Source organism: Phenylobacterium sp. T106, assembly GCF_057219735.1.
The window spans coordinates 15,595-41,854 of the sequence record NZ_JBXVWA010000003.1; the positions used below are offsets into that span (position 1 = coordinate 15,595).

The following is a 26,260-nucleotide window of genomic DNA, read 5'->3' on the forward strand; positions in this document are numbered from 1 at the left end:
CGGGAAGGGCTCCGCGCCTCTGGAGGCCCTCTCTGAGCCACGCCATCTGGGTCCCGGCATTCGCCGGGATGGGCGGGGCCGTGTGCGGACCCTACCCGGTCCGGTGCTCGCGCTTGTTCGTCTCGGCCAGGAGCAGGATCGAGACGAACGAGACGGCGCACATGGCGGCCATGTAGACGGCGATGATGCTGGAGTCGCCGCCGTTCGAGGCCAGGAGCGCGGTGGCGATGATCGGCGCGAAGCCGCCGCCCAGGATGGCGCCCAGCTGGTAGCCGAGGGAGGCGCCCGAGTAGCGGACCTCCACCGAGAACAGTTCGGCGAACAGGGCCGACTGGGGGCCGTACATGAAGTTCAGCCACACCGAGGCCAGGGTGATCGCCGCGACCATGGCCCAGAAGTCCTGGGTGTCCACCAGCCGCCAGAAGGCGAAGGCCCAGACGCCGCCCAGGACGGCGCCGATCATGTAGACCGCGCGGCGGCCGATGCGGTCCGAGAGCGCGCCCGAGATCGGCAGGCTGGGCGCGGCCAGGAGCGAGCCCAGGAGCAGCGCCCACAGCACCTTCGGCCGGTCCATGCCCAGCGTGGTGGTGCAGTAGCTGACCAGGAAGGTGATCACCAGGTAGAAGCAGCCGTTGGAGGCGACGAACGAGCCGCCGGCCAGCAGGATCTCCTTGGGGTGCTTGATGATGGCCTCGAGGATGGGGCTGCGGCGGGCGCCCTCGGCCTGGATTTCCTTGGCCTCCTCCAGCGCCTGGAACTCGGGCGAGTCCTCCAGCTTGATCTGGACGTAGAGGCCCAGGCCGACCAGGACCACGCTGAGGATGAAGGGCACGCGCCAGCCCCAGGCCTCGAAGGCCTCGGGGGCGAGGTTGGCGGTCATCAGCAGGAAGACGAGGTTGGCCAGGACGACGCCGGCCGGGACCCCCAGCTGCGGGAAGCTGCCGTAGAAGCCCTTCTGCCCGGGCGGGGCGCTCTCGGTGGCCAGGAGGGCCGCGCCGCCCCACTGCCCGCCGACGGCCAGGCCCTGCGCGAACCGGAGCAGGATCAGGAGCAGCGGCGCGCCGACGCCGATCAGCTGGTAGGACGGCAGGCAGCCGATCAGCGTCGTCGCCCCGCCCATCAGCATCAGCGCGGCCACCAGCGCCTTCTTGCGCCCGACCCGGTCCCCGAAGTGCCCGAAGACCATCCCCCCGATCGGCCGCGCGATGAACCCGACCGCGAACGTGGAAAACGCCGCGATCTGCGCCACCGCCGGCGGCATGTCCGCCGGAAAGAACAGCCGCGGAAACACCAGCGCCGCCGCCGTGCCGTAGATGAAAAAATCGTACCACTCGATGGAAGATGCGGCCACGGACGTGGCCACGATCCTGGCGAGCTTGTCTTTGCCCACGTGCGGGGCCGCGGCGGTCATCGGCGTCTGTCTCCCAACGGCCGATTCCCCCGGCCTTGCCCGCGACTATGGCACGGATGCGGGCTGCGGCGTGTGGCGCCGGGGAAATCATGCCGGGGAGGGTTTGCGCCATCGCAAGGCGCGCGCCGACCAGCCCCCGGAACATGGGGTTCGTGACCGCCGCCGACCAGGGGCCCCAGGCCCGGATCGTCCCGTTTTTCCTGCTCACGACGGGGCTGACGCTGCCGTTCTGGGCGCTTGGCGCGTGGGTGCAGTTCGAGCCGCTGCCGGGCCTGCCGGCGAGTTCCCTGATGGCCTTCTGTCCGGCCGCCGCGGCGCTGCTCCTCGCGGCGCGAGCGGGCGGAGGCCGCGCGGCGCGGACGCTGGCGGCGCGGTCCGTCGATGTCGCGCGCCTGCGCGGACGATGGCCGTGGCTCGCGGTCACCCTCCTGATGCCTGCGCTGGCGGGGGCGGCGTGGCTGCTGCAGCGGCAGGCCGGGCTGCTCGGCGAGCCGCAGCCGGGCGCCATGATCGCGCCGCTGATGATGCTGGTGGTCTTCTTCGTGGCGGCGCTGGGGGAGGAACTGGGCTGGTCGGGCTACGCGCTGGAGCCGATGCGCGAGCGCTGGGGCGAGACGGCCGCGGCGCTGGTAATCGGCGTCTTCTGGGCCGCCTGGCACATCCTGCCATTCCTGCAGGCCGACCGCGCTCCGGAGTGGATCGCGTGGCAGTGCGCCAAGACCGTGGCCGTGCGCATCGTCATGGTGCGGCTCTACTTCGGCGCGGGCCGCAGCGTCTTCGCCGTGGCGCTCTTTCACGCGCTCAGCAACGTCGCCGCGTTCTGGCTTCCCTTCGTCGGGGCCCAATACGACGCCCGCCTCGGCGCGCTGACCATGATCCCGGCGGCTATCGCCTTGACGCTGGCGAACCGGCGCTAGCGGAAGTCCGCATTCAGATGGTCGCGCCTGCAACCTCGGTCAGCGCGGCGTGGGCGGAGCGCATAACGTAGTGGCGTCGGGCCGAGCAGTAGCCGCGACTCACCGGTCGCAGAGGGCCGGCCTCTGCGCAGGGCAAGGGGACAAGGCCGTTCCGCGCCGCCTCGGCGTCCGCTCGCGCGCCCAAGGGCCCAAGCACCGAGGCGGCTGCGGTCAGAGCCGCGAGAGCTCGGCCTCCAGGGCGGCCATGTCGGACGGGAGGGGGCTCTCGCATCGGACCGCCGCTCCGGTGATCGGGTGACGGAAGCCGAGCACGGCGGCGTGCAGGGCCTGCCGCGCTAGCCGTGCAGCTTCCATGGCCGATCTGACCGTCGACGGCGCGCTGCCCGAGCCGTAGACCGGATCGCCCAGGCAGGGCGTCCCCCGGCTCGCCAGATGCACGCGGATCTGGTGCGTCCGACCGGTTTCCAGCCGGCATGCGACCCGGGCGGCGAGCGGCTTCTCCACGGGACCGAACACGCGCTCGACGCGATAGTGCGTGACCGCGTGGCGGCCGCCGGACTTCACGATCGCCATCTTCTTGCGGTCGTGGGGCGAGCGCGCGATCGCACCTTCGATGGTTCCCTTGGGCGGCGTGAGCGCCCCGCGGGTGAAGGCGACGTAGACCCGCTCGATGTCATGCGCGGCGAAAAGCGCCGAGAGCCCCTGGTGCGCGGCGTCGGTCTTCGCCGCCACCACAACGCCCGAGGTGTCCTTGTCGATGCGGTGCACGATGCCCGGGCGCGCCACGCCGCCGATGCCGGAAAGGCCGGCGCCGCAGTGATGGAGCAGCGCGTTGACCAGCGTTCCGCTCTCGCTGCCGGGGGCGGGATGCATGGCCATGCCGGGCGGCTTGTCCAGCACGATCAGGTGCTCGTCCTCGTACAGCACCCGTAGCGGGATCGCCTCGGGCTGCGGCTCGGCGGGCTCGGGCGGCGGAATCTCCAGCCGGTACTCGCCGACCAACGCCTTGGCCGAGGCGTCCGAGGCCGGCGCGCCCTGGCGGCTCAGGCGGCCCTCGCCGATCAGCGCCTGCAGCCGGGCGCGCGAGAACTCCGGCAGCAGCGCCGCCAGGGTCTTGTCCAGCCGACCGCCCGCGAGGTCCGGGGTCACCTCGACGACCCTCAGGCCGTAGACCTCGCGCGCGTCCGCGCCCGCCTCGTCGTCCGCCTCAGAGGCCATGCTTCTCGCTGGCGCCCTCTTCGTGGCCGGTGATGGAGCCGTCCTTGAACAGATACTCGCGCAGCTGCTCGTCGGTCTCAGTATCGTTGCGGCGGATCCACTCCAGCACCATCGCGGCGTGCTCCAGCTCTTCGCGGGCGTTGTGCAGGAGGATGGCCTTCAGTTCCGGGTCCTCCGTGTCGTCGGCGCGCTGGCGGTACCAGTCGACCGCCTCGAACTCTTCCATCAGCGACGTGATGGCGTAGTGCATCTCGAGCGTCCTGCGGGAGAGTTTCTCGCGGGCGACGTGAAGCGCTTCGCTGGCCATGAACCGTCATGCTCCTGTGCTACGGTGAGGTCTAACAGAGGGCGCTCGGCAGGGGGACACGTCATGAAGGTGGATCGGAGACGCGCGCTGGCCCTGCTGGGCCTCGGTGCAGCAACGCCGGCGGCGGCGCAAAGCTCCACAGTGAGTTTCCTGCACGGCGTCGCATCGGGCGACCCGGCGCAGGATCGGGTGGTGATCTGGACCCGCATCACGCCGTCCGCGCCGGGCGGCCAGGTGGCCTACACATGGCGGATCGACCCGGTGGACCGCCGTGCAGGCGGAGCCCGAAGCGGGTCCGGCGTCACGGGCCCGGAGCGCGACTACACCGCCAAGGTCGACGTGACCGGTCTGGAGCCCGGCCGCGCCTACACCTTCGGGTTCGAGGCGGCGGGCGTCACCTCGCCCATGGGCCGCACCCGCACGCTGCCGGCCGGCGCGACCGAAGACGTCGTGCTGGCGGTCGCCTCCTGCAGCCTCTACCCGAACGGCTATTTCAACGTGTACCGGGCCATCGCGGATCTGCCGCGCGTCGACGCGGTGCTGCACCTGGGCGACTACATCTACGAGTACGGCGGCCCGGGCAGCTACGGCATGGACTCGCCGGTGGCCGGCGAGCGGCCGCACGATCCTCCGCGCGAGATCGTCACCCTGGACGACTACCGGCGCCGACATGCGCAGTACAAGAGCGATCCCGACGCGCAGGCCGCCCATGCGCGCGCGCCCTGGATCGTCGCCTGGGACGATCACGAGACGGCGAACAACAGCTTCCTCAACGGCGCCGAGAACCATGATCCGGCCAAGGAAGGCGACTGGACCGCCCGCAAGGCCGTCGCCCTGCGCGCGTACTACGAGTGGATGCCGATCCGCGATCCGAAGCCGGGGCAGGGCCTCGCCGCGGCGTCGATGCGGAGCTTCCGGTTCGGGGACCTCGCCGCCCTGGTGATGATCGAGACCCGGCTGACCGCCCGCGACGAGCAGCTCGAACTCGAACGTGATCTGCCAATGGTCGACGGCAAGCCGGACGTCGCGGCCTTCCGGGCGAAGCTGAACGACCCGTCGCGGCGCATGATGGATGACGCCCAGGAGGCCTGGATCCGCAGCGAGCTGCAGGCCTCGGTCCGCGCCGGTCACGCCTGGCAGGTGCTGGGCAACGAGGTCGTCATGGGCCGGGTGGTGGCGCCGACGCGCGAAGCGCTGAAGCCGGAGGAAGCGGCGCGGCTGCGCCCCGAAGCCTTGCGCCGCCTCGAGCAGCGCGAGAAAGCCGCCGCGTTGGGCCTGCCGGTGGCGCTCGACATGTGGGACGGGTATCCCGTCGCGCGTGAGCGCTTCTACGGCCTCCTGCGCGAAGCCGGTGCCCGGCCCATCGTGCTGGCGGGCGACAGCCACTCCTTCTGGGCGAACGAACTCAGCGACGACGCCGGGCGCCTCGTGGCCTGCGAGTTCGGGACGAGCGCGGTGACCAGCCCAGGCGCCGGCGAGGTGGCCGAAGGGCTCGACTGGGGCGAACTGATCGCCCGCGCCAGCCCCGAGGTCCGCTACAACAACCAGTCCGATCGCGGGTTCATCCTGCTGACGCTGACCCGGCGGGAGGCGCGCGCCGACATGATCGCCGTCTCGACGATCACGGCGAAGCCGTTCCAGAGCCGGGTGGTGAAGCGCTTCCGCGTGACGCCGCAGGGCGCCGGCGTCTCGAAGCTCAGCGAAGCCTAGCGCTGATCCGTCGGGTCGCGGCGGTCAGCGCGGAGAAGCCGCTCACCGCCGGACGAGCCGGCCGTCCTCGACGACGCGGTAGAAACATGAACGCGCGCCGGTGTGGCAGGCGCCGCCGTCGCCCTGCGGCCGCACCTTCAGCCAGACCGCGTCCTGATCGCAATCGATGCGCAGCTCGTCGACGAGCTGCACCTGACCGGACGTCGCCCCCTTGTGCCAGAGCTCGCCGCGGGATCGGCTCCAGTAGTGGGCCTCGCCGGTGGCGATGGTCTTCTGGAGGGCCTCGTCGTTCATCCAGGCCAGCATGAGCACCTCGCCCGTCTCGGCGTGGGTCGTCACGGCCGCGATGAGGCCCGCGGCGTCAAATCGCGGACTCAGGACCTCGCCCTGCTCGAGGGCGTCTTTCGAAGGTGCGGTGGGGAAGCTGGCCATGCCCTCCATATGGCGCAGGCTCGCGCTCGGCGCATCCGACTTTCGCGCACCGAGCGGACAGGTCCTCCATGGCGCCTGCACGCGCCGCCGCGAAGCTGGCCGGATGAATTTGAACGCCTGGGCCAAGGACCGCGTGCTCGCGCTCGACGCCGTCGCCCGTCCCTGGGCGCGGCGCGGGCGGCTGCGGGGCTTTGCGTACGAGTTCCTGCTGTTCGGACTGAAGCAGGCATGGGCATGCCTGTTCGGAGGACTGCTGCTCGTGCTTCTTGTGGCCACGCGGCTGTGGTGGCCGGCGGACGCGCCGCTCGCCCGCTATGACCTGCTCGTGCTCTGCGCGGTCGGCCTGCAGGTTCTTCTCCTGGCGTCGCGGCTGGAGCGTCCGGACGAGGCGTGGGTGATACTGGTCTTCCACGCCGTCGGTACGGCGATGGAGATCTTCAAGACCGCGCAGGGCTCCTGGATCTATCCCGAGGCGAGCGTGCTGCGGATCGGGGGCGTGCCGCTCTTCTCAGGGTTCATGTACGCGGCCGTAGGATCGTACATCGCCCGCATCTGGAGGCTGATGGACCTGCGGTTCGAGCGCTATCCACCGCGCTGGGCGCCGTGGCTGCTGGCGCTGGCGGCGTACGTCAACTTCTTCACGCACCACCACCTGCCGGACGTGAGGCTTGCGCTGTTCGCTCTGTCTATCCTGACCTTCGCGCCGACCCAGGTGGTCTTCACGCCGGATCATGCGCCGCGCCGCATGCCGCTGCTGCTCGGCTTTGCGCTGGTCGCCCTGTTCATCTGGATCGCAGAGAACGTCGGCACCTTCGCCGCCGCCTGGACCTACCCCGAACAGCGGGACGGCTGGCGTCCGGTTTCGGCGGGCAAGCTGGGGTCCTGGTATCTGCTGATGCTGCTCAGCTTCGTGCTGGTGAGCCTGGTGCATGGGCGACAGGTTCTGCCTCCCCGCCGCGTCGCGACGGAGCCGAGGCGTTACGACCTGTGGGCGGGACGCTTGTCGCGCTAGCGCCGGTTGACGAAGTCCAGGAACCGCTGGCGCAGCGTGGGATCGGTCTTGAAGACGCCCGTGAACTGGGTCGTGATCGTCGACACGTGCCGGTGGTGCACGCCGCGCGTGGTCATGCACTGGTGCGCCGCGTCGATCAGCACGGCCACGCCGGCCGGGCGCAGGCTGTCGGTGATGGCGTCGGCGATCTGCTGGGTCATGGTCTCCTGGGTCTGGAGACGGCGCGCGAAGATCTCGACCACCTTGGCCAGCTTGGAGATGCCCACGACCCGGTTCGTCGGCATGTAGGCCACGTAGGCCTTGCCCAGGAACGGCGCCATGTGGTGCTCGCAGTGGCTCTCCACCTCGATGTCGCGGAGCATGACGATGTCGTCGTAGCCCTGGACGTCCTCGAAGGTGCGCGACAGTTCCTTGGCCGGGTCGAGCTTGTAGCCCTCGAACCACTCGGCGTAGGCGTCCACCACGCGCTTGGGCGTGTCGATCACGCCCTCCCGCCGCGGATCGTCGCCCGCCCACGCGATCAGCGTGCGGACGGCCTCCATGGCCTCTTCGCGGCTCGGGCGCTTGAACGGTTCAAGGGTTCCGTCGTCGGACCCAATGAGGGTTCGGTCGCGTGCAGGGGCGTCCATGTCTCGGAGGTGTCTTCCCAGGGCTGAGTTGCGCCGGGACGACGGTCCCGGAAATGACGCGTGCCACCCAATCACGTACGAACGCGCGGCCCGTGGCCTCCCGTCCGGACGTTCTCTATATGGGTCCAGAGCCCCTCCGGGCAACCGTTCCGCAGCGTTAGCTTCAGCATGACCCTCAGCCTCTACGACACCATGAGCCGCCAGAAGGCGCCGTTCGCCCCGAAGGATCCCGCGCGGGTGACGCTCTATGTGTGCGGTCCGACGGTCTACAATTACGCCCATATCGGCAACTTCCGGCCGGTCGTGGTCTTCGACCTGCTGTTCCGGTTGCTGCGCCGCCACTACGGCGAGGACCACGTCCTCTATGCGGCGAACGTCACGGACGTGGACGACAAGATCAACCGCAAGGCCGCCGAGGAGGGCGTGCCGATCCAGGTCATCACCGACCGGTACCTGGACGCCTACAACGCCGACGCCGCCGCGCTGGGCGCCTTGCCGCCGACCTTCCAGCCGCGCGTGACCCAGACGATGGACGCCATCGTCGGGATGATCGGGGACCTGGTCCGCAACAACGGCGCCTACGCCGCGGAAGGCCACGTGCTCTTCGACACCCAGGCGTTCAGCGACTACGGCAAGCTCTCGGGCCATCCGATGGACGAGATGATCGCCGGCGCCCGGGTGGATGTGGCGCCCTACAAGCGCCATCCCGCAGACTTCGTGCTGTGGAAGCCGTCGAAGGCCGGGGAGCCGGAGTGGCCCAGTCCGTGGGGCCCTGGGCGGCCCGGCTGGCACATCGAGTGCACGGCGATGATCCACGAGGCCCTGGGCCTGCCGATCGACATCCACGGCGGCGGCGTGGACCTGGTCTTCCCGCACCATGAGAACGAGTTGGCCCAGGGGGTCTGCTCGGGCCACGGCGGGCGCGAGTACGCCGGCGTCTGGATGCACAACGGCTTCCTCAACATGGGCGACGAGAAGATGAGCAAGAGCCTGGGCAACGTCGCCCTGGCCCACGACCTGCTCAAGCTCTACCCGGGCGAGGCGATCCGCTGGGCCCTTCTGACGGGCCACTACCGCCAGCAGCTGGAGTGGACGGACGCCCTCATCGAGCAGGCCAAGAGCGCGCTCGACCGGCTCTATCGGGTGCTGGACGATTGCGCGCGCTTCCTGGCCGGCCAGCCCGCGCCTGACGGCGCGCAGAACACCGCCGGCGCCGCGGAGCACGCCGACGTGCTGCGCGCCCTCGACGACGACCTCAACACGCCGGCGGCCTTCGCGGCCCTGTTCCAGCTCTCGGACAGGGTGCGCGCCGCGATCATGGCCAGGGACCCGCTCGCGGCCGCCAGCAGCCGGGGCCTCCTTCTGGACGCCGCCCGGCTCATGGGCTTCCTGGGCGCCGACCCGCAGGCGTGGTTCCAGTCGGGCGCCGACGACGATCTGAAGACCCAGGTCGAGTCCCTGATCGCCGCCCGGGCCGAGGCGCGCGCCGCCAAGAACTGGCCCGAAGCCGACCGCATCCGCGCCGAACTCGCCGCTTTGAATGTGGAGGTCATGGACGGCCCCAGCGGGGCGACCTGGCGGATCAAGGAGCAGGCCTGATGCCCTTCAAGCCCGGCAACGATCTGATGGCGGGCCCCTTCGGACGCCGCGGCGGCGCCCTTGGGCCGAAGACGATGTCGCTCAAGACCGAGGGCAAGCCCCCGCCGCCCAAGGGTCCGTCCGGACTCCGGATCGAGGATCGGATCGGCATCCAGGCGCCGGCGGAGGTGATCTGGGACATCGTCTACGACATCGACCGCTGGCATGAGTGGAACCCGACCTACACCCGCGCGGCCGGCGCCGTGCGGATCGGCGAGATCCTGACCTTGACGCTGGAATTGCCGGGACAGGCCGCGCAGGAGATCCGTCCGAAAGTCCTCGAATGGGTGCCCGGCGAACAGCTCCACTGGCAGCTGTCGATGATGGGCGGGATGATCCGCACGCTGCGCTACCTCGAGATATCGCCGCTCCACGAGACGGGCTGCATCGTCGACAACGGCGAGATCTTCGGGGGCCTGATGGGGCCTTCGCTGGGCAAGCGCGTCGGCCGTTCGGTTCGCCAGGGCTTCCAGGCCATGAACCAGGCGCTGAAGGCGCGCGCCGAGCAGGCGTGGCTCGGGCAGCGTTCGTGACCTGAGCGCCAGGCTATTGACACGCCCCATGCCATGACTTGGCCCAAAGCGTGCGGTCCGGCATGTTCGGCCCAAACGGGGGAGGCGCGAATGGGCGAGCCGAAGATCGGGCGGACGGTGGCGGAGTCGACGCCCCATTGGCCGCGGGCGCCCAGGCCGCCGAAGGGCGCGCCGAACATCCTGGTCATCCTGTTCGACGACGTGGGGTTCTCGGACTTCGGCTGCTACGGCTCGCCCATCCGCACGCCCAACATCGACAGGCTGGCGGCCGAGGGCCTGCGCTACGCCGGGTTCCACACCACGGCCATGTGCTCGACCACGCGCGCCGCGCTGCTCACGGGCCGCAACCATCACTCGGTGGGCATGGGGTGCCTGGCCAACTTCGACTGCGGCTTTCCCGGCTACCGGGGGAAGCTCGCGCGCGAGGCGGCCACGCTGCCCGAGATGCTGCGCCCCCACGGCTACCGCAACTACATGCTGGGCAAGTGGCACGTGACCCGGCTGACGGAAACCGGACCGACGGGCCCCTTCGACGGCTGGCCGCTGGGCCGCGGCTTCGATCGCTTCTACGGCTTCATGGACGCCGAGACGGACCAGTATGCGCCCGAGCTGGTGCGCGACAACACGCCGATCACGCCGCCGGGGACCTACGAGACCGGCTATCACCTGACCGCGGACCTGACCGACGAGGCGATCCGCTACATCGCGGACCATGTCGCCGACGCGTCGGACGTCCCATGGCTCTGCTGGTTCGCGCCCGGCGCCTGCCACGCGCCGCATCAGGCGCCTGCCGACCTGATCCGGAGCTACGACGCCGTCTTCGAGCGCGGCTGGGACGTGGAGCGAGAGGAGCGCCTGGCCCGGCAGAAGGCCATGGGCCTCGTGCCGCCGGACACCAGGCTGCCGCCGCGCAACGACGGCGTCCGCCCCTGGGACAGCTACCCCGAGGACGAGCGGCGGCTGATGACGCGCCTGCAGTCGGCCTTCGCCGCGATGCTGGAGCACACGGACCAGCACATCGGCCGCCTGGTCGCCTTCCTGGAGGACGCCGGCCTGCGCGACGACACGCTCATCCTGGTGATGTCCGACAACGGCGCCAGCCAGGAGGGCGGGCCGCAGGGGTTCGTCAACGCCATGGGCCCCTTCAACTTCCGCGGCGAGCCGATGGCCGAGAAGATCGCGCGGATCGACGACATCGGCGGGCCCGACACCCACTCCAACTTCCCGCACGGCTGGGCGATGGCTTCGAACACGCCGCTGCGCCGCTACAAGCAGAACACCCATGGCGGCGGCATCCGCGATCCGCTGGTGATCTCGTGGCCGAAGGGGATCGCGGCGCGCGGCGAGATCCGTCCCCACTTCGCCGCGGCCTGCGACCTGGTCCCGACGCTGCTCGAGGTCATCGGCATCGGCCCGCCCGACGAGGTGCAGGGGGTGAAGCAGATGCCCCTGGAGGGCGAGAGCTTCGCCGCCAGCCTGCACGACGCGGCCGCTCCGCCGCGGAAGAGCCCGCAGTACTTCGAGATGTTCGGTCACCGGGGCCTCTGGCGGGACGGCTGGAAGGCCGTCGCGTTCCACCCGCCGGGATCGTCCTTCGACGACGACGTGTGGGAGCTGTTCCACCTCGACGCCGACTTCTCGGAGAGCGACGACCTGGCGGCCGCCGAGCCCGCGCGCCTGTCTGCGATGATCGACGAGTGGTGGCGGCAGGCCGAGGCGCACCAGGTGCTGCCCCTCGACGACCGTTTCGGGCCGCGCATCATCGAGTACGCCGCCCGCTTCCAGGCGAACCGGCGCCGGTTCGTCCTGCACAACGGCATGGGCCACCTCCCCACCGACGTGGCCCCGGACGTCCGCGCCCGCAGCTACCGCATCGAGGCCCACGTGGGTCTCACGCCCGGCTGCGAAGGCGTGCTGATCGCGCACGGCGACGCCACCAGCGGCTACAGCCTCTACGTCAAGGACGGCCGGCTGCACCACACGCTGAACATCGGCGGCCAGAAGACCACCGTCAGCTCCGGACCGCTGCCGCCGACCGCCGCCCGGCTGGGCGTCTCGTCCGTGCGCAGCGAGGCGGGGCCGCGCACCTTCACCCTGACCGTGGACGGCGAGCCGGCGGGCGAGACCGTCGCCACGACCGGGTTCGCGACCTTCATTTCCTGGTCCGGGCTCGACATCGGCCTGGACCGCGGCAGCCCGGTCGCCGACTATCCGGCGCCGTTCGCCTTCACGGGGCAGCTCTCGAAGGTGACCGTCGCCATGGATCCCGACCAGGCGCTCGACGGCGAGGCGGTCGGGCAGGTGGAGATGGCGCGGCAGTAGGCCGCCAGGGAGGCCGCATGATCGTCGAGATGAGGACCTACACGCTCGCCGTGGGCGCGACCGCCCGCTACTTCAAGACCTACGGCGAGAAGGGCGCTCCGGTGCAGAAGCGCATCCTGGGGCACATGGTGGGCTACTATTCCGTCGAGGTGGGCGAGCTCAACAAGGTCATCCACCTGTGGGCCTACGCCGACATGGAGGATCGGGCCCGCCGCCGGGCGGAGCTCTGGAGCGACCCGGACTGGCTGGCTTACGTCAAGGAGATCGCAGGGCTGGTGACGGCGCAGGAGAACCAGATCCTCACGCCCGCTCCCTTCTTCCAGCTGCCCCCGCCGGCCTGAGGCGTTTGACTCCGCGGCCGCGAACCCCGACCTAAGCGCCATGATCGACGACCTTTACTCGGGCAAGGTCCTGCGGCTCGCCGCCGAGACGCCGCGGCTGGGACGGCTGCCCGACGCGCACGCCTCGTCCGAGAAGGTCTCGAAGCTCTGCGGCAGCCGGGTGGTGGTGGACGTCAAGGTCGAGGGCGACCAGGTCAGCGACTTCGCCCAGGACGTGAAGGCCTGCGCCCTGGGCCAGGCGGCGGCCTCGGTGCTGGGCGCGAACGTGATCGGCGCCAGTCTTTCAGAGCTGGAGGGAACCCGGGACGCCTTTCGCGCGATGCTGAAGGCGGGCGGGCCCGCGCCCGAGGGCCGGTTCGCCGATCTGGCGCTGCTAGCCGCGGTGAAGGATTATCCCGCCCGTCACACCTCGACGCTGCTCGCCTTCGAGGCGGCGGCCGAGGCGGTGCGCGAAGCGGTCGCGCGGAATGGGGAGCGCAGAGCCTGATGCCGGACTTCATCTTCCTGCACCATGACGACGCGTCCGGGGACGGCGGCCTCGACTGGGACCCCTACCTCACGCGCCTTCGCGAGGCGGGCGTGTTCCAGGGCGGCAGCGAGATCGGCGACGGCGAGTGCGTGAAGAAGTCGGGCGCCGCGCCCGAGCCCACGGCCCACATCTCCGGCTTCATCCGCGTCACGGCCAAGGACTTCGCCGCCGCGCGGAGCCTGCTGTCCGGCAACCCAGTGTTCGAGGCCGGGGGAACGGTGGAGATCCGCGAGCTTCCCCGGGGCTGACGCAGCGGAGCTCCTCCAAGCACGATCTCGCCCGTGGATCCGGGTCCCGGCATGCGCCGGTACGGTCGGGAGCCTTTGAATCCCTGATATCGAATTGAGTCCGGCTCTAGGCCCGGACGGTGAGCTCGGCGATGCCGATCCCGCCCTCGCCCTTCAGGGCGTAGAGCAGGTACACGCGCCCGTCCTCCTCGTAGATGCATGGGTCGCGCAGCTGGTTCACCGGGTGGAAGACGGCGCTGCGGTACGAGCGCTCGACGGGAAGGTCCGCGCCCTCCCACGGCCGTTCCGGCCGCATCACCACGACCGGCTCGCTGGCCTTCCAGCCCATCCAGTCGCCCGAGATGTCGATGGTCGAGGCCAGGATGCTCTCGGGCGCGTCGCCCACCCGCGTCCAGAAGACGTGAAGGGTGTCGCCGCGCAGCAGGAGCGCGCTGTGGCGCTGGTTCGTCGGGAACAGCCGCGGACCCGTCTCCCAGTCGGTGTACCCGTCCTTCGAGCGAAGGAACAGCCCCGGCATGGCCTGGGCGTAGACCCAGCCCTGGTGGCGGAAGACGCGCATGTAGGACGGGCCGATCCGGTCCGTGATGGGCTTGAAGTTCACGCCGTCGGGCGAGGCGGCGGCCTTGCTGTACTGCTCGTTGAAGCCGCCCAGGCCGTGGAAGTACATGACGATCCGGCGTCCGGCCTCGTCCACGTGCACGTCGGGCGAGGCGAGATGCGGCAGGGTCGCGTCGTCGATCGGGGCGGGGATGCCCGGCGTTCCGGGCGGCGCCCGGTCGGCCCCGCCGCCGGCGGCCTGCAGTCTGGCCAGCTGCTCCGGCGTCGCCTGAGGCGGCGTCGTGGGCAGGCCCGACTGGGCCAGTTGCAGCGAACCCGGCGCGTGGATCTTCCAGGGGCCTTCGAGCCGGTCGGCGTAGGCGAGCCGGATGTAGTCGCCCTTGTGGTCGGCGAAATAGAGGTAGTAGCGCCCCATCCGGCCGGGCAGCCAGTCCGGGGTGCGGATCAGCGACGGGCCCTCGATGTTGGCGCCCATGCGGGCGTCCATGCCGGGCGTGATGATCGGACGGTCCACCAGCCGGCGGACCGTGTAGCGCGCGCCGGCGGCGAGGGCGGGCGATACGCCCATCGCGAGGCCGAATCCCGCCAGCGCCCCTCGCCGTGACATCATGCTTCCGTCTCCGTCAGGTCAGAACCGCGCCCGCGCCTCCACGGCGATCGTCCGCGGCTCGTTGAGGGCGCACCGCAGCACCGTACCCCCCGTGGCGGGGTTGTTGAGTCCGAAGGCTGCGTTGTTCGGCTGATTGAAGATCACCACGCAGTAGTCTTCCTTGGTCAGGTTCTGGCCGGTCAGCGCCAGTTCCCAACGCTGCTCGGGGCCGCGGATCGCCAGCCGTGCGCCGAACTGGGCGTAGCCGCCCTGCACGGCGTCCGGGTTGTTGTCGCCGGACGCGCTCAGGTTCTGGCTGCTCGTGAAGGCCATGTCGCCCCGGGCCAGCCAGGTCATGCCGTTCGGCAGGTCGCCCACGTACTGCGCCGAGGCCGCGCCCTGCCACTTCGGCGAGAAGGGCAGCCGCTCGCCGGTCAGGTCCTGGATGGCCGTCAAGGCCGGAAGCGGCGGCGCGCCGCGGAAGTCCGTGTACTTGGAGTCCAGGTAGGCGGCGGAGAACGTCAGGGTCAGGGGCGGAAGGGGCCGGCCGACGAGGTCGAACTCGACGCCCTGCTGGCGCACTTCGCCGTTGTTGCGGACCCGGAACTGCAGGCCGTCGTAGCTGCGGAACTGGAACTCCGCGATGTCCGTCCGGTAGACCGTGGCGTTGGCCTGCAGCCGGCGGTCGAAGAACTCGGACTTGATCCCCACCTCGTAGTTCTTGGTGGTCTCGGGGTTGAACGTGCGGTTGACCGCCCCGACGGGGCCCGTCGTGCCGGGGCTGGCGTCGAAGCCGCCCGACTTGAAGCCCGTGGCGTAGCTGGCGAACAGCATGACGTCGTCGTTCGGCCGGTAGCTGACGTTGAACCGGTAGGTGATCTTGTCCTTGTTGTGGGTGAGCGGAGTCACCTCGGGGGCCTGGGCCGCCGCCGGGTTCAGGGTCACGGCGCGGAAGATGCCGTCCTTGTCGTCCTTGGAGTACCGGAGGCCGGCGGTCACCGACAGCTGGTCGGTGATGTTGTACGTGCCCTGGGCGTAGGCCGCGTAGGACTTGGTGGTCTGGCTGAAGAACGACTTCGAGGCGTCCTTCAGCGGGTTCGCCTGGCACAGCGCCACGCGGGCGGCGGTGCTGGTGTTGCGCAGGAACACCGAGCAGAAGGCGGGGAACAGATCGCCCGCCTGGTTAATGTCGTAGTCCTCTTCGTAGTAGTAGAGGCCCGCCACGAAGTTCGCTTTCCCGGCCAGCAGGTCCTTCGGCGAGAGCAGCTGAAGCTCCTGCGAGTGGCTCTGGCTGTCGAAGGTCGACTGCCGGGTCTGGAACGGCTGCGGCACATAGATGCCCGAGTCCTGGTACTGGCGGTCGTGCCAGTCGCGGTAGCCGCTCAGCAGCTTGACGGTGAAGCCGGACGGCAGGTCCCAGGTCAGGTCGCTGGAGACGCCGGTCTGGTAGTCCTGCAGGTCGCCCTCCTCGTTCTGGAAGACGCGCCGGCGGTAGGTGCCCGTGAGGTAGGGGGTCTGGCCCGTCAGCGGTCCGGCCTGATCCGGGTCCAGGCGCGTGCGGAAGTTGGCCGCCGCCGTCGGCGTGACGGTCTTCTCGATGACGGTGGGCGCGATCTGGCCGTCGCCGGTCAGGTGCTGGTAGTCGCCCTTCAGGGTCCAGGTCAGCTGCGGGACGATCTCCCACTTCACGCTCACGCGCGAGGAGAAGCCCTTGTTGCGGCCGACCCGCTTGCCGGTCAGGTCGTTGCGGGTGAAGCCGTCGCCCTCGAAAGCCAGGAGCGAGACCCGCGTCGACAGCGTCTCGTTGATCGGCATGTTCACGATCGCCGAGGCCCGGTTGCGGCCGTAGTTGCCGATCGAGCCGAAGACCTCGGCCGTGAAGTCCGGGCCGGGATCGGTCGTGCGCAGGAGCAGCGCGCCCACCGAGGCGTTGCGCCCGAAGAGCGTGCCCTGCGGTCCACGGAGGACTTCCACCGAGCTGATGTCGTTCAGGCCCGAGAGCAGGGCGCCGATGCGCGGGACGTAGATGCCGTCCAGGAAGAAGCCGACGCTGGGCTCGATGGCCGTGTTGCCGGCGGTGCCGATCCCGCGGATCTGGACCCGCGTGTTGGTCACCTGGCCCGAGGTGGACAGGCTCAGGTTGGGGGTGATGCGCCGCAGGTCGCGCACATCCTGCACGCCGGCCGCCTCGAGGGCCTTGCCGCTGAACGCGGTGACCGAGATCGGGACGTCCTGCACGTTCTCGGCCCGCTTCTGGGCGGTGACGACGACCTCCTCGACGCCCACGCCGGTGTCGGCGGCCTGGGCATGGGCGGCGGCGGGCGCCAGCAGCGCCAGCGACACGGACCCAAGAAGCATGGAACGAAGCATCTATCCCCTCCTCGCAGCGCTGGACGCGCTTTCCTTTATGCACATAAAGTAGCCGTGGTCGTGGAGGCTGGCAAGCGGGCCAACGAAACGTCCAGGGGGTTGCATGGGGCCAGGAGCCGCAGTCCGTCGCCGCCAAGCCGACCATGACGCTCGCGACCAGCTGGTCGCGGCCGCCCGCGCCGAGATGACCGAGGCGGGCTCTCCGAACGTGTCGCTCCAGGCGATCGCGCGCCGCGCCGGCGTGACCGCGCCGCTGGTGACCTATCACTTCGGGACGAAGGAAGCCCTCTTCCTGGAACTTGCGCGCCGCGACATGGAGCCGGCGATCCGCCAGCTCGAGCGCCTGGCCGCGTCGGACGCCGATCCGAAGGAGAAGCTGCGGCTGCACATCCTGGGCATCGTCCGCAACTACGCCCGCAAGCCCTACCTCAACGGGCTCCTGAATCTCCTCCTGCACGACGAGTCGTCCGACACCTCGCGGACCATCGCGCGCGACATGGTCGAGCCCCTCACGGGCGCGCTCCGCACGATCCTCGAGGATGGCATCCGCGCGGGCCTCTTCCGGCCCGTCGATCCGAGGATGGCCTATCTGATGATCGTCGGCGCCTGCCAGTACGCCTTTTCCAGCAAGCTCAGCGTCACCAGCGTCCTGCCCGACGCAGGATCCCCGCAGACCACCGACGCCTATGGGCGCGCTGTGGCGGAGACCTTCCTGAGGGGCCTCGCCGCCGGCTAGTTGGCGGGCCCACGGCCCTCGCTCCATTTGCGGAGCGCCGCGGCCATGGGGGACTCGAAGGGCCGCACATGAAGATGGTCCCGGACCGCCTCGAGCTGCAGGCCCATCAGCGCCTCCCAGTCGACGCCGAGGAGAAGCGGTGTCTCGCGCCCGTGCAACCAGCCCTTGAAGATCGAGTCCAAGACCAGCTCCAGCCCCTGCGGCCGGTCGATCGCGATCGTCATCACCGTGAGACCCACCACCAGCGCCGAGAAGGGGTGCCGGAACTGCCCCATCTGGAACGCGGCGAGCGCGATGTCGTCGAGCTGACCGGCCGAGTAGCCCCCCACCAACGCCCAGATGAGGTGGCACTGCAGCGCACGCGCGTTGGCGTAGTCCAGCGGGGCGGGCAGGTCGGCGAGACCGAGCTCGTCGGCGCCGGCGATCTCCCCCGTTCGCCCTCTCGCAGCCATCTCCAGCCGCAGCATCCCGCCCAGAGTGCTGGCAGGATATGCCGCCAGACGCTCCGGATCGAAGGGCCGTGTCGGCAGGCCCCTCGAGGCGGCGGACGTGACGCCGCGCACGTCGCGCGCCGCCGCGGCGGCCCGGACGTCGAGCTCAGGGCTCAGCAGCCCTGCGAGCCGCATGATCTCCTCGGCGAAGGCGACCCGCTGGCGCGAGGCCGCCGGGACGTCCATCACATCCCAAAGGGCCCGCCAGAATTCGCCGCTGGGCGGAAGCGCGGTCGCGCCGCGGAAGTTGGGGGCGAACACCGGACCGTTCAGCCAGCCGTTCGCCGCATTGTCATAGACGTCGGCCATGCGGGCAGGGTCGCAGATGGCCACGTGCAGGAGCTTGGCGGCCAGCGCGCGCAGACCCACGCCTGTCACCTCGCGCCGGAGACCGGAGGCGAGCGCGCCAGCGTCCCCCGCGCCGGACGTCACCATCCGTTCGAACGCGGCGCGCGTCCTGGTCTCTATCACGCTTCCCCCCCGCGTGGCCCGTGTCGCCCGCGTTTTGAGAATCTTGGTTCGCATTAGGGCCAAGCTTGGCCGCCGTGTCCACCAACGCGCAGTTGCCGCGACTCGCGGGGGAGCGCCGAGGTTCCGTTGCCGTATGGCCTGTGGTAAAGGCCCGCCTTCGAGTTCGCCTTGGATTCCGCCATGCTTCGTGCGTCGGACATCGTTGCCCGCCTCGACCGGCCGCGGACGCCGGCGACGGCGACTGCGCGAACTATGACCGCCGGCGCGGCTTGAACCTCTCGGGGTCTTGGGCGTAAGCCCGGGCCTGCAATCGCAAGTCCGCAGCCGGCATGAGCTTCTACGAGAGATGCGTCAGAGGCCTTCTACGCGCCTACAAGCTGACGCTGTCGCCGCTGATCGGGCGGCACTGCCGGTACTTCCCGACGTGCTCGGAGTACGCCGCGCAGGCCCTGATCGGCCACGGCCCCTGGCGGGGGAGCGTGCTCACCGTCCGGCGGCTGTGTCGTTGCCATCCCTGGGGCGGATCGGGCTGGGACCCGCCGCCGCCTCCGCGCCCAAAGGCCGAGCGCCGGGCGCGCGACTGGAAGTGTGAAGAGACATGATCGACCTGATTTTCCCCGACGGTTCGAAACGCGAGTTCGAGCCCGGCGTGACGGGCCGCGACGTGGCGGCCTCGATCGCCCCATCGCTGGCCAAGCGCGCCATCCTGGTGAAGCTGGACGGCGAACTCCTCGACGTGGAGCGGCCGCTGGAGCGCGGCGGCCGGTTCGAGATCCTCGACCGCAACGCCCCCGAGGCGCTGGAGACGATCCGCCACGACGTCAGCCACATCCTGGCCGAGGCGGTGCAGGAGCTGTTCCCGGGCACGCAGGTGACCATCGGCCCGGCGATCGAGGACGGTTTCTACTACGACTTCGCCCGCGACGAGCCGTTCAGCCTGGATGACCTGGCCAGGATCGAGCAGCGCATGAAGGAGATCGTCGACCGCGACGAGCCGATCCGGCGCGAGGTCTGGGACCGCCAGGAGGCGATCGCCCACTTCCGGTCGATCGGAGAGGAGTACAAGGCGCAGATCATCGAGGGCATTCCCGGCGAGGAGCCGATCACGGTGTACCGCCAGGGCCAGTGGAAGGACCTGTGCCGCGGGCCGCACCTGCCGTCGACGAAGGCGGCCGGCAAGGCGTTCAAGCTCACGAAGCTGGCGGGCGCCTACTGGCGCGGCGACAGCAACAACCCGATGCTCCAGCGCATCTACGGCACCGCCTGGGCGAGCGAGGCCGACCTCGAGGCCTACCTGAAGCGGGTCGAGGAGGCCGAGAAGCGCGACCACCGCAAGATCGGCCGGCAGATGGACCTCTTCCACATGCAGGAAGAGGGCCGGGGCATGGTCTTCTGGCACGAGAAGGGCCTGACCCTGTGGCGCACGGTGGAGGCCTACATGCGCCGCCGCCTGGCCGACGCCGGCTACGTGGAGGTCCGCACGCCGCAGGTGCTGGACCGCGTCTTCTGGGAGAAGTCGGGCCACTGGGAGAACTACCGGCCCAACATGTTCGTCTGCGAGACGGTCGAGGGCGAGGAGCTGGCCCTCAAGCCGATGAACTGCCCGGGCCACATCCAGATCTTCAGCTTCGGCCAGAAGAGCTACCGCGACCTGCCGCTGCGGATGGCCGAGTTCGGCGCCTGCCACCGGTACGAACCGTCCGGCGCCCTCCACGGGCTGATGCGGGTGAGGGCGTTCACGCAGGACGACGCCCACATCTTCTGCCGTGAGGACCAGATCGTCGACGAGGTGGCTTCGTTCATCGAGCTGGCCACGTCGATCCACGAGGACTTCGGCCTGGTGCGCGACCACATCACGCTGGGCACGCGGCCCAACCCGCGCGCCGGCACGGACGCGTTCTGGGACATGGCCGAGGCGCAGCTCCTGGACGCCGCCCGCAAGGCGGGCGTCGAGCCGGTGGTGGCCGAGGGCGACGGGGCCTTCTACGCGCCGAAGCTCGACTTCCAGCTCAAGGACGCCATAGGCCGGTCGTGGACGTGCGGGACGATCCAGAACGACTACGTGCTGCCGGACCGGCTGGGCGCCGAGTTCGTCGGCGAGGACGGCCAGAAGCACAAGCCGGTGATGCTCCACCGGGCGATCCTCGGGTCGTTCGAGCGCTTCCTCGGCGTGCTGATCGAGAACTACGCCGGCGCCTTCCCGCTGTGGCTCTCGCCGGTGCAGGTGGTGGTGGCCACGATCACGTCCGACGCCGACGACTTCGCCCTGAAGGCGGCCGCCCGGCTGCGCGCGGCCGGCCTGCGGGTCGAGACGGACCTGCGCAACGAGAAGATCAACTACAAGATCCGCGAGCACAGCCTGGCGAAGACGCCGGTCATCGCCGTCGTCGGCCGTCGTGAGGCGGAAGAAGGCAAGGTGGCCCTGCGGCGCCTCGGTTCCGACGGCCAGCAGATCCTGGGGCTGGACGAGGCCTGCAACGTCCTTGCCTTGGAGGCTCTTCCGCCGGACATTGCCCGGGGACGGGGGCATGACGCAGCGGCCGTGGGGACGGCCGCCGGCGGGGAGGTTGGATGAACGGCGTCGTCGCCCCGGTGATCGCTGCGGAAGCTGCGCCGGCGGGAGAGATCCTGCGGTCGCGCCGCAGCGTGTCGGTGGTGATGGTGACCTACTTCACGGGCGAGGCGCTCACCGAGAGTCTCGCCTGCGTCCTGAGCGACCCGCTCGTGGACGAGTTCGTCATCGTGGACAACGGCTCGGCCCCGGCCGAGGCCGCGCACCTGCGGGATCTGGCCGAGCGGGACGCGCGGGTGACCGTCGTGAGCGGCCACGGCAACGTCGGTTTCGCCCGGGCGGCCAACCTGGGCGCACGGACCGCCCGGGGCGAGCTGATCATCTTCCTCAACCCCGACGCCTTCCTGCAGCCGGGCTGTATCGCGGCCCTCGCGCGCGAGATCGAGGGCCGGCCGATCCCCTGCATCGTGGGCGGCCGGGTGCTGAATCCGGACCGCACCGAGCAGCGCGGCGCGCGGCGCGGCGAGATCACGCCGCTGTCTGCGCTCATGAGCATGAGCGGCCTGGCGAAGGGCGTGTCGGCGCTTGCCCGCTACGAGGTGCACTGGGAGGGCGAGCGCCTGCCCGAGCGCGCGGCGCCTGCGCCGACCATCTCGGGCGCGTGCTTCTGCATGCGGCGCGAGGACTTCGACTACGTCGGCGGCTTCGACGAGGGCTACTTCCTGCACGTGGAGGACGTCGACCTCTGCTGGCGCGTCCGGCAGATGGGCGGCGAAGTCCTGTTCCACCCTCAGGCCGAGGTGATCCACATCGGCGGCACCAGCCAGACCAGTCCGCTGAAGGTCGAGTTCCACAAGGGCGTGGGCCTGGCCCGCTACTTCCGCAAGCGCGCCGAGACCGGCGGACAGAAGCTGGGCGCCTGGCTGCTGGCGCCGCTGGTCGTCGCAGCCGCCGTGGCCCGCCCCCTCGTGCGGCGGCTTCGCGTCGGCCGTTAGCGGCCGCGGCCGGCCCGCCCGGGCCCTGTCAGCTGGCCGCCTCGGCCCGCGCCTGGGGAAACGCGCCGGCGCGCGCCACCGAGGAGGCCACGCGCTTGTTCAGCTTCTCCGAGGCCCAGTTGCCGATCTCGATGAGCTGGCCCAGGTCGTAGCCCGTCTCGAAGCCCGCGCGCTCCAGCATGTAGACGAGATCCTCGGTGCCGATGTTGCCCGTGGCGTTGGGGGCGAACGGGCAGCCGCCCAGGCCGCCGACGCTGGCGTCCAGGATATCGACGCCCGCCTCCACGCCGGCGAAGGCGTTGGCCAGCCCCGTGTTCCGGGTGTCGTGGAAGTGCAGGCGCAGCGGGATGTGGCCCGCGGCCTTCCGGGCCGCCTCGACGCGGCGACGCACCGTCCACGGGTCGGCGACCCCGATCGTGTCGGCCAGCGCGATCTCGGCCACGCGCATGTCGGCCGCCGCCCTGACGATCTCGACGACGCGCTCTTCCGGCACCTCGCCCTCGAACGGACAGCCGAAGGCCACCGAGACCGTCATGGTGACCGGCGGGTCCTCCTTGCGGCGGACGCCCATGATGTTGGCCAGGGCCGTGACCTGCTCGTCGACCGAGGCGCCCTGGTTGCGGATGCCGAACCCGTCGGTGGCGCAGACCACCACATTGGCCTCGTCGCAGCCGGCGTCGAGGCAGCGCTCCCAGCCGCGCATGTTGAGCACCAGGCCGATGCGCGAGCGCCCGTCCTTGTGGGGCAGGGCGGCCATGATCTCCTCGGCGCCGGCCATCTGCGGCACGCGCTTGGGATTGACGAACGAGACCACCTCCATGCGCCGCGCGCCGGCGGCCTCGAGCCGCTGGATCATCTCCAGCTTCTCGCCGACGTCGAACAGCGTCTTCTCGTTCTGCAGGCCGTCGCGGGGCCCCACCTCGACGATCTCGATCCGCCGCGTCATCGTCCTGCCTCGTCCGCCATCTTCGCCGCCACTTCGGGCGCCACATAGACCCTAAGCGCCATCGGATCACCCTTGGAGTAGTTGACCCCGGTCACCTCGGCCACCTGCCTGGCCTGGACGCCGCGGGCGGCGAGCTGCCGGCGGAACTCGGCCTCCTCGCGCGCCTCGACGATCGCCGGCCGCCTCTCCAGAACGGCCTGGGCCGCCTCGGCAGGGCCGTCGAGCTCGGTTGCCGTGCCCAGCGCGAACACCAGGCTCGGCTCGGCGAAGCCGGCGACGGCCACCGGCGCTTCGGCCAGTCCCTGCCTGGGAAGCAGCCGGGCCTCGTCGAGCGCCCGCTCCAGCCGCGGCGAGAGCCACAGCGGCTCGAGCCGCGGGGCCACGCCGGCCGCCAGCACCCCGTGTCCGATCAGGCCCAGGACCAGCGCCGCCGCGGCGGCCGGTTCGGGCGCCCGGCGCAGCATCAGGTAGGCGCTGGCGAGCCCCGCGGCGGCCAGCAGCGCGGCGGCCACCGTCGCCGGCCAGGCGTCGGCCGTGTCCCCATACTGGGACAGCAGGTAGAAGATGCCCGCCGCAAGGCCCAGGCCGACCGCGCCGGACAGGGCGGCCCCCAGCCACCGGACGGGGCCGGCGAGCGGCTCGGCGAGCGCCCGCGCCGCCAGCCAGGCCAGGGGCGCATAGGCCGGCATCAGGTAGTGCGGCAGCTTGGTGGGCAACAGCTCGAAGGCGATCCACGTCGGCACGAGCCAGGCGACGGCGAAGCGGACCCCCGGCTCGTCCCGGCGCCGCCACGCCACCATCGCAGCCGCGGGCAGCAGTACGGTCAGGGGGAAGGCCAGGATGGGGGTCAGGAGCGCGTGGTAGCCGGGCGGCGCGCCGTGGGTTTCCTGCCCCCCGGCGAGCTTCGGCGCGAGGTCCGAGCCCACCGCCTCGGTCCAGAACCCGCCGTCGGTCGCCACCGTGACGGCCCCGGCCCAGGGGCCGGCCACGGCGAGGATGATGACCAGTCCCCACCACCATCTCAGGTCGGCGAGCCAGCCCGCGCGGCGGTCCCATAGGGCGAGGGTGAGGATGGTCAGGGTCGCGACCAGCAGGCCTACCGGTCCCTTGATGAGGATGGCGGCCGCCAGGGCGCCCCAGAAGATCCAGACCGCGCCGCGGGACGAGGCCGGTCCGCCCCGGTGCGCGGCGTAGATGCGTCCCAGGGCCGCGAGCGCCAGCGTCGTCGCGCCCGCGAGCGCCGCGTCGGTCTTGGCGATGAAGGCTTCGGTGGACAGCAGGAAGCTGGCGCCCAGCAGCGCGCCCGCCACCAGCCCCGCGCGGGCCCCGAAGAACGCGGACGCCCCCCAGGCGCAGGCCGCGGCCGCCAGCATGGCCCCCAGCAGCGACGGGAGCCGGTAGGCCCAGATCTGCCGCGCTTCCGGCGCGGAGACGGCGCGCACGCTGACCGCCTGAAGCCAGTGGATGCCCACCGGCTTCTTGAACCGGGGCGCGTCCTGAAAGCGGATGACCACATAGTCGCCGCTCTCGATCATCTGGGCCGTGGCCTGGGCGAAGCGGCTCTCGTCGCGATCCAGCGGCGGCACGGCGACCAGGCCTGGCAGGCCGGCGAGGAAGGCGATGAACGCCGCCAGCGCCGGGCCGCGCCAGCCCCCGCTCCACCGATCCAGCCTCTCGCCCAGCGTCATCCCGCCCAGATAGCACGATCCTTTCCCGCCGCGCCTTTTCCGCTATGGAGGTCGCGCATGGCTTTCGCGCCGGACATCTCCGTGGTGGTTCCCGTCTACGACGAGGAGGGCGCCGCGCCGGCCCTGGCGCGCGAGATCGCCGCCGCCTTCGCCGGCCGGGCGTTCGAGATCCTGTTCGTCGACGACGCCAGCCGAGACGGCACGAGGGCGGCGCTGACGGCCCTGCGGGCCGAGATCCCGCAACTGCGCGTGCTCGCGCACCGCAGCAACGCCGGCCAGAGCCGCGCGCTGCGGACGGGGATCCTCGCGGCCCGGGCCCCGATCGTGGTCACGCTGGACGGGGACGGACAGAACGATCCGGCCGATGGCCCCGCGCTGGCGGAGGCGCTGGCCGCCGGCCCGCCCGGGCTGGCGCTCGTCGGCGGCGAGCGCGTGAGGCGGCAGGACAGCCGGGCCAAGAAGGTCGCCTCGCGAATCGGCAACGGCGTGCGGAAGCGGCTCCTGGGCGACACCGCCAACGATACCGGGTGCGGGCTGAAGGCCTTCCGCCGGGAGGCCTTCCTTCGGCTCCCCTACTTCGACCACATCCACCGCTACCTGCCGGCGCTGATGCTTCGCGAAGGCTACCAGGTGGCGTTCCGGCCGGTGGGCCATCGCCACCGCCAGAGCGGCCGCTCGAAGTACACCAACCTCGGCCGGCTCGCGGCCTCGCTCAGCGACCTCCTGGGCGTGATGTGGCTGCAGTCCCGGGCGCGCGATCCGGGCGGCGTCGACGAAGCCTGAGCGGCTCTCCGCCCGACTCAGGTGAAGGCGCTGAGGATCAGCGTGACCACGGCGATGTCGACGAAGCGCGAGAGGAAGACGAGCATGTGCGGCTCCGTGGCGGGCAGGGTCGAACTTGGTTAAGCAAGTCCGGCGCCAGCCGAGCCGGAGCCCATGGCCCTCTTCTTCGACGCCCCATGGTTCGACGAAAAGCTCTCGGAGCGCGGCCTCTCGCGCGCCGTCATGGCGGCGGTCGGCGGCCTGGGCGAGGCCGAGCTCGCCGAGGTCTTCAAGGACCAGAGGGAACTTTCCGCCGGGCAGGTGGCGGCCTTTGCCGAGCTGCTGGGCGTCACGCCCGCCGAAGTCGCCCACCGCGCCGGGGTCTCGACACCCGTCCCCGCGCCCTCGCCGGATGCGCGGATCGCCGAGCTGGAGCGCCGCGTGGCGGTCCTGGAGGCGGAGCTGAAGCGCCTGCGGGGGTGAAGGCGTCGTCGTCCCCGGCGCGTCCGGGGGGCGAGGCGGAGATGCGGGCTTCAGACCTCGGTGCGGCCCAAAGTCCCCTTGCGGGCGCGCCGGTCGAAGCTGCCGGACCACTCCACACGGTTGTAGGCGGCCTGGGCGACGTTAACCAGCGCGGGCCCGGCGCGCAGGCCGCGGCGCTGGCCGTCCTGGCCCATCAGGTGTGCGGCGAGCTCGCTGTGGCCGGGGCGGGTCTCTTCGCGGAAGGTCCGGTGGGCCGCGATCGGCGCGACCGGGACCGGCAGGCCCGTCGTGGCCGGTCCGCCGGGCGTTTGCGCTCGGCCCGGAGAGGTCCTCGACGCCGAATGCGCCTGGACCGCACGTCGGACGCGGTCAATGCGAGACATCTTGCCGCACAACCTGCAATGCGTGGGCC

General features: G+C 70.9%; 26 protein-coding genes. 15 read left to right on the forward strand and 11 right to left on the reverse strand.

What is annotated here, in order from left to right:
- Positions 1–91: 91 nt before the first annotated feature.
- Complete coding sequence (locus tag AC2D8W_RS07760) at positions 92–1,411, reverse strand: MFS transporter (protein ID WP_484671067.1); 1,320 nt, start codon at positions 1,409–1,411, stop codon at positions 92–94.
- Positions 1,412–1,554: 143 nt separating this feature from the next.
- Between AC2D8W_RS07760 and AC2D8W_RS07765 the strand changes: the two genes are divergently transcribed.
- A complete protein-coding gene (locus AC2D8W_RS07765; RefSeq protein WP_484671068.1) occupies positions 1,555–2,328 on the forward strand; it encodes a CPBP family intramembrane glutamic endopeptidase in 774 nt (257 codons plus the stop codon).
- 210 nt (positions 2,329–2,538) lie between these two features.
- Here the strand turns inward: AC2D8W_RS07765 and AC2D8W_RS07770 are convergent, their stop codons facing one another.
- Together AC2D8W_RS07770 and AC2D8W_RS07775 are read right to left on the reverse strand one after the other, a co-directional pair.
- The gene (locus AC2D8W_RS07770) at positions 2,539–3,546 is read right to left on the reverse strand and encodes an RluA family pseudouridine synthase (protein WP_484671069.1); all 1,008 of its coding nucleotides are present in this window, start codon (positions 3,544–3,546) and stop codon (positions 2,539–2,541) included.
- Entirely contained in the window at positions 3,536–3,853 is a 318-nt protein-coding gene (locus AC2D8W_RS07775; protein ID WP_484671070.1) for a ferritin family protein, read from the reverse strand. The genes AC2D8W_RS07770 and AC2D8W_RS07775 overlap by 11 nt, the downstream gene beginning before the upstream one ends.
- A gap of 63 nt (positions 3,854–3,916) precedes the next feature.
- Between AC2D8W_RS07775 and AC2D8W_RS07780 the strand changes: the two genes are divergently transcribed.
- Complete coding sequence (locus tag AC2D8W_RS07780; RefSeq protein ID WP_484671071.1) at positions 3,917–5,563, forward strand: alkaline phosphatase D family protein; 1,647 nt, start codon at positions 3,917–3,919, stop codon at positions 5,561–5,563.
- Positions 5,564–5,605: 42 nt separating this feature from the next.
- Here AC2D8W_RS07780 and hisI read toward each other — a convergent pair whose 3' ends face one another.
- The gene (gene hisI / locus AC2D8W_RS07785; protein WP_293479497.1) at positions 5,606–5,995 is read right to left on the reverse strand and encodes a phosphoribosyl-AMP cyclohydrolase; all 390 of its coding nucleotides are present in this window, start codon (positions 5,993–5,995) and stop codon (positions 5,606–5,608) included.
- A gap of 103 nt (positions 5,996–6,098) precedes the next feature.
- Here hisI and AC2D8W_RS07790 point away from each other — a divergent pair, with 103 nt between their 5' ends.
- Entirely contained in the window at positions 6,099–7,007 is a 909-nt protein-coding gene (locus AC2D8W_RS07790) for a DUF817 domain-containing protein (protein ID WP_484671072.1), read from the forward strand.
- Here AC2D8W_RS07790 and folE read toward each other — a convergent pair.
- Positions 7,004–7,636: a GTP cyclohydrolase I FolE gene (folE, locus tag AC2D8W_RS07795; RefSeq protein WP_293479496.1), complete on the reverse strand. Its 633-nt coding sequence runs from the start codon at positions 7,634–7,636 to the stop codon at positions 7,004–7,006. The genes AC2D8W_RS07790 and folE overlap by 4 nt on opposite strands.
- Positions 7,637–7,804: 168 nt before the next feature.
- Between folE and cysS the strand changes: the two genes are divergently transcribed.
- The 6 genes from cysS (at position 7,805) to AC2D8W_RS07825 (ending at position 13,247) form a co-directional block, all read left to right on the forward strand.
- Positions 7,805–9,235 (forward strand): cysteine--tRNA ligase, encoded by a 1,431-nt coding sequence (gene cysS, locus AC2D8W_RS07800; RefSeq protein WP_484671073.1) that lies wholly within the window; start codon positions 7,805–7,807, stop codon positions 9,233–9,235.
- Complete coding sequence (locus tag AC2D8W_RS07805; protein WP_293479493.1) at positions 9,235–9,807, forward strand: SRPBCC domain-containing protein; 573 nt, start codon at positions 9,235–9,237, stop codon at positions 9,805–9,807. Before cysS ends, AC2D8W_RS07805 begins: the two co-directional genes overlap by 1 nt.
- Before the next feature lie 90 nt (positions 9,808–9,897).
- Entirely contained in the window at positions 9,898–12,129 is a 2,232-nt protein-coding gene (locus AC2D8W_RS07810; protein ID WP_484671074.1) for a sulfatase-like hydrolase/transferase, read from the forward strand.
- Between the two features lie 17 nt (positions 12,130–12,146).
- Positions 12,147–12,470 carry an NIPSNAP family protein gene (locus AC2D8W_RS07815; RefSeq protein ID WP_484671075.1) on the forward strand — a complete coding sequence of 108 codons (324 nt, stop codon included), beginning with the start codon at positions 12,147–12,149 and terminating at the stop codon, positions 12,468–12,470.
- Between the two features lie 40 nt (positions 12,471–12,510).
- The gene (locus tag AC2D8W_RS07820; protein ID WP_293483989.1) at positions 12,511–12,957 is read left to right on the forward strand and encodes an iron-sulfur cluster assembly scaffold protein; all 447 of its coding nucleotides are present in this window, start codon (positions 12,511–12,513) and stop codon (positions 12,955–12,957) included.
- Entirely contained in the window at positions 12,957–13,247 is a 291-nt protein-coding gene (locus tag AC2D8W_RS07825; protein WP_293483987.1) for a YciI family protein, read from the forward strand. Before AC2D8W_RS07820 ends, AC2D8W_RS07825 begins: the two co-directional genes overlap by 1 nt.
- Positions 13,248–13,353: 106 nt before the next feature.
- Here AC2D8W_RS07825 and AC2D8W_RS07830 read toward each other — a convergent pair whose 3' ends face one another.
- Together AC2D8W_RS07830 and AC2D8W_RS07835 are read right to left on the reverse strand one after the other, a co-directional pair.
- A complete protein-coding gene (locus AC2D8W_RS07830) occupies positions 13,354–14,415 on the reverse strand; it encodes a hypothetical protein (RefSeq protein WP_484671076.1) in 1,062 nt (353 codons plus the stop codon).
- Positions 14,416–14,433: 18 nt separating this feature from the next.
- A complete protein-coding gene (locus AC2D8W_RS07835) occupies positions 14,434–16,764 on the reverse strand; it encodes a TonB-dependent receptor (protein ID WP_484671077.1) in 2,331 nt (776 codons plus the stop codon).
- Between the two features lie 103 nt (positions 16,765–16,867).
- Between AC2D8W_RS07835 and AC2D8W_RS07840 the strand changes: the two genes are divergently transcribed.
- Positions 16,868–17,500: a TetR family transcriptional regulator gene (locus AC2D8W_RS07840; protein ID WP_484671078.1), complete on the forward strand. Its 633-nt coding sequence runs from the start codon at positions 16,868–16,870 to the stop codon at positions 17,498–17,500.
- Here the strand turns inward: AC2D8W_RS07840 and AC2D8W_RS07845 are convergent.
- Positions 17,497–18,360, reverse strand: a complete 864-nt coding sequence (locus AC2D8W_RS07845) for a hypothetical protein (protein ID WP_484671079.1) — start codon at positions 18,358–18,360, stop codon at positions 17,497–17,499. The two genes, AC2D8W_RS07840 and AC2D8W_RS07845, sit on opposite strands and share 4 nt — an antisense overlap.
- A 431-nt stretch (positions 18,361–18,791) precedes the next feature.
- On the opposite strand from AC2D8W_RS07845, the gene yidD reads away from it, so the two are divergent.
- From yidD to AC2D8W_RS07860, 3 genes are read left to right on the forward strand one after another with little or no spacing between them, the layout of a single operon-like run.
- Complete coding sequence (yidD, locus tag AC2D8W_RS07850) at positions 18,792–19,064, forward strand: membrane protein insertion efficiency factor YidD (RefSeq protein WP_293483978.1); 273 nt, start codon at positions 18,792–18,794, stop codon at positions 19,062–19,064.
- Complete coding sequence (gene thrS, locus AC2D8W_RS07855; RefSeq protein ID WP_484671080.1) at positions 19,061–21,037, forward strand: threonine--tRNA ligase; 1,977 nt, start codon at positions 19,061–19,063, stop codon at positions 21,035–21,037. Before yidD ends, thrS begins: the two co-directional genes overlap by 4 nt.
- Positions 21,034–21,969 carry a glycosyltransferase family 2 protein gene (locus AC2D8W_RS07860; protein WP_484671081.1) on the forward strand — a complete coding sequence of 312 codons (936 nt, stop codon included), beginning with the start codon at positions 21,034–21,036 and terminating at the stop codon, positions 21,967–21,969. Before thrS ends, AC2D8W_RS07860 begins: the two co-directional genes overlap by 4 nt.
- A 28-nt stretch (positions 21,970–21,997) precedes the next feature.
- On the opposite strand, the gene AC2D8W_RS07865 is transcribed toward AC2D8W_RS07860, so the two are convergent.
- Together AC2D8W_RS07865 and AC2D8W_RS07870 are read right to left on the reverse strand one after the other, a co-directional pair.
- Entirely contained in the window at positions 21,998–22,915 is a 918-nt protein-coding gene (locus tag AC2D8W_RS07865; RefSeq protein WP_484671082.1) for a hydroxymethylglutaryl-CoA lyase, read from the reverse strand.
- Complete coding sequence (locus AC2D8W_RS07870; RefSeq protein ID WP_484671083.1) at positions 22,912–24,603, reverse strand: ArnT family glycosyltransferase; 1,692 nt, start codon at positions 24,601–24,603, stop codon at positions 22,912–22,914. The genes AC2D8W_RS07865 and AC2D8W_RS07870 overlap by 4 nt, the downstream gene beginning before the upstream one ends.
- 57 nt (positions 24,604–24,660) lie before the next feature.
- Between AC2D8W_RS07870 and AC2D8W_RS07875 the strand changes: the two genes are divergently transcribed.
- Together AC2D8W_RS07875 and AC2D8W_RS07880 are read left to right on the forward strand one after the other, a co-directional pair.
- Positions 24,661–25,386, forward strand: a complete 726-nt coding sequence (locus AC2D8W_RS07875) for a glycosyltransferase family 2 protein (RefSeq protein ID WP_484671084.1) — start codon at positions 24,661–24,663, stop codon at positions 25,384–25,386.
- Positions 25,387–25,539: 153 nt separating this feature from the next.
- Positions 25,540–25,848: a helix-turn-helix domain-containing protein gene (locus tag AC2D8W_RS07880; protein WP_484671085.1), complete on the forward strand. Its 309-nt coding sequence runs from the start codon at positions 25,540–25,542 to the stop codon at positions 25,846–25,848.
- 50 nt (positions 25,849–25,898) lie between these two features.
- Here AC2D8W_RS07880 and AC2D8W_RS07885 read toward each other — a convergent pair whose 3' ends face one another.
- The gene (locus tag AC2D8W_RS07885) at positions 25,899–26,231 is read right to left on the reverse strand and encodes a hypothetical protein (RefSeq protein ID WP_293483962.1); all 333 of its coding nucleotides are present in this window, start codon (positions 26,229–26,231) and stop codon (positions 25,899–25,901) included.
- Positions 26,232–26,260 lie beyond the last annotated feature (29 nt).

Coding starts and splice junctions, on each gene's coding strand:
- AC2D8W_RS07760 (WP_484671067.1), bottom strand. CDS start 1,411: ATGACCGCCGCGGCCCCGCACGTGGGCAAAGACAAGCTCGCCAGGATC.
- AC2D8W_RS07765 (WP_484671068.1), top strand. CDS start 1,555: ATGGGGTTCGTGACCGCCGCCGACCAGGGGCCCCAGGCCCGGATCGTC.
- AC2D8W_RS07770 (WP_484671069.1), bottom strand. CDS start 3,546: ATGGCCTCTGAGGCGGACGACGAGGCGGGCGCGGACGCGCGCGAGGTC.
- AC2D8W_RS07775 (WP_484671070.1), bottom strand. CDS start 3,853: ATGGCCAGCGAAGCGCTTCACGTCGCCCGCGAGAAACTCTCCCGCAGG.
- AC2D8W_RS07780 (WP_484671071.1), top strand. CDS start 3,917: ATGAAGGTGGATCGGAGACGCGCGCTGGCCCTGCTGGGCCTCGGTGCA.
- hisI (WP_293479497.1), bottom strand. CDS start 5,995: ATGGCCAGCTTCCCCACCGCACCTTCGAAAGACGCCCTCGAGCAGGGC.
- AC2D8W_RS07790 (WP_484671072.1), top strand. CDS start 6,099: ATGAATTTGAACGCCTGGGCCAAGGACCGCGTGCTCGCGCTCGACGCC.
- folE (WP_293479496.1), bottom strand. CDS start 7,636: ATGGACGCCCCTGCACGCGACCGAACCCTCATTGGGTCCGACGACGGA.
- cysS (WP_484671073.1), top strand. CDS start 7,805: ATGACCCTCAGCCTCTACGACACCATGAGCCGCCAGAAGGCGCCGTTC.
- AC2D8W_RS07805 (WP_293479493.1), top strand. CDS start 9,235: ATGCCCTTCAAGCCCGGCAACGATCTGATGGCGGGCCCCTTCGGACGC.
- AC2D8W_RS07810 (WP_484671074.1), top strand. CDS start 9,898: ATGGGCGAGCCGAAGATCGGGCGGACGGTGGCGGAGTCGACGCCCCAT.
- AC2D8W_RS07815 (WP_484671075.1), top strand. CDS start 12,147: ATGATCGTCGAGATGAGGACCTACACGCTCGCCGTGGGCGCGACCGCC.
- AC2D8W_RS07820 (WP_293483989.1), top strand. CDS start 12,511: ATGATCGACGACCTTTACTCGGGCAAGGTCCTGCGGCTCGCCGCCGAG.
- AC2D8W_RS07825 (WP_293483987.1), top strand. CDS start 12,957: ATGCCGGACTTCATCTTCCTGCACCATGACGACGCGTCCGGGGACGGC.
- AC2D8W_RS07830 (WP_484671076.1), bottom strand. CDS start 14,415: ATGATGTCACGGCGAGGGGCGCTGGCGGGATTCGGCCTCGCGATGGGC.
- AC2D8W_RS07835 (WP_484671077.1), bottom strand. CDS start 16,764: ATGCTTCGTTCCATGCTTCTTGGGTCCGTGTCGCTGGCGCTGCTGGCG.
- AC2D8W_RS07840 (WP_484671078.1), top strand. CDS start 16,868: ATGGGGCCAGGAGCCGCAGTCCGTCGCCGCCAAGCCGACCATGACGCT.
- yidD (WP_293483978.1), top strand. CDS start 18,792: ATGAGCTTCTACGAGAGATGCGTCAGAGGCCTTCTACGCGCCTACAAG.
- thrS (WP_484671080.1), top strand. CDS start 19,061: ATGATCGACCTGATTTTCCCCGACGGTTCGAAACGCGAGTTCGAGCCC.
- AC2D8W_RS07860 (WP_484671081.1), top strand. CDS start 21,034: ATGAACGGCGTCGTCGCCCCGGTGATCGCTGCGGAAGCTGCGCCGGCG.
- AC2D8W_RS07865 (WP_484671082.1), bottom strand. CDS start 22,915: ATGACGCGGCGGATCGAGATCGTCGAGGTGGGGCCCCGCGACGGCCTG.
- AC2D8W_RS07870 (WP_484671083.1), bottom strand. CDS start 24,603: ATGACGCTGGGCGAGAGGCTGGATCGGTGGAGCGGGGGCTGGCGCGGC.
- AC2D8W_RS07875 (WP_484671084.1), top strand. CDS start 24,661: ATGGCTTTCGCGCCGGACATCTCCGTGGTGGTTCCCGTCTACGACGAG.
- AC2D8W_RS07880 (WP_484671085.1), top strand. CDS start 25,540: ATGGCCCTCTTCTTCGACGCCCCATGGTTCGACGAAAAGCTCTCGGAG.
- AC2D8W_RS07885 (WP_293483962.1), bottom strand. CDS start 26,231: ATGTCTCGCATTGACCGCGTCCGACGTGCGGTCCAGGCGCATTCGGCG.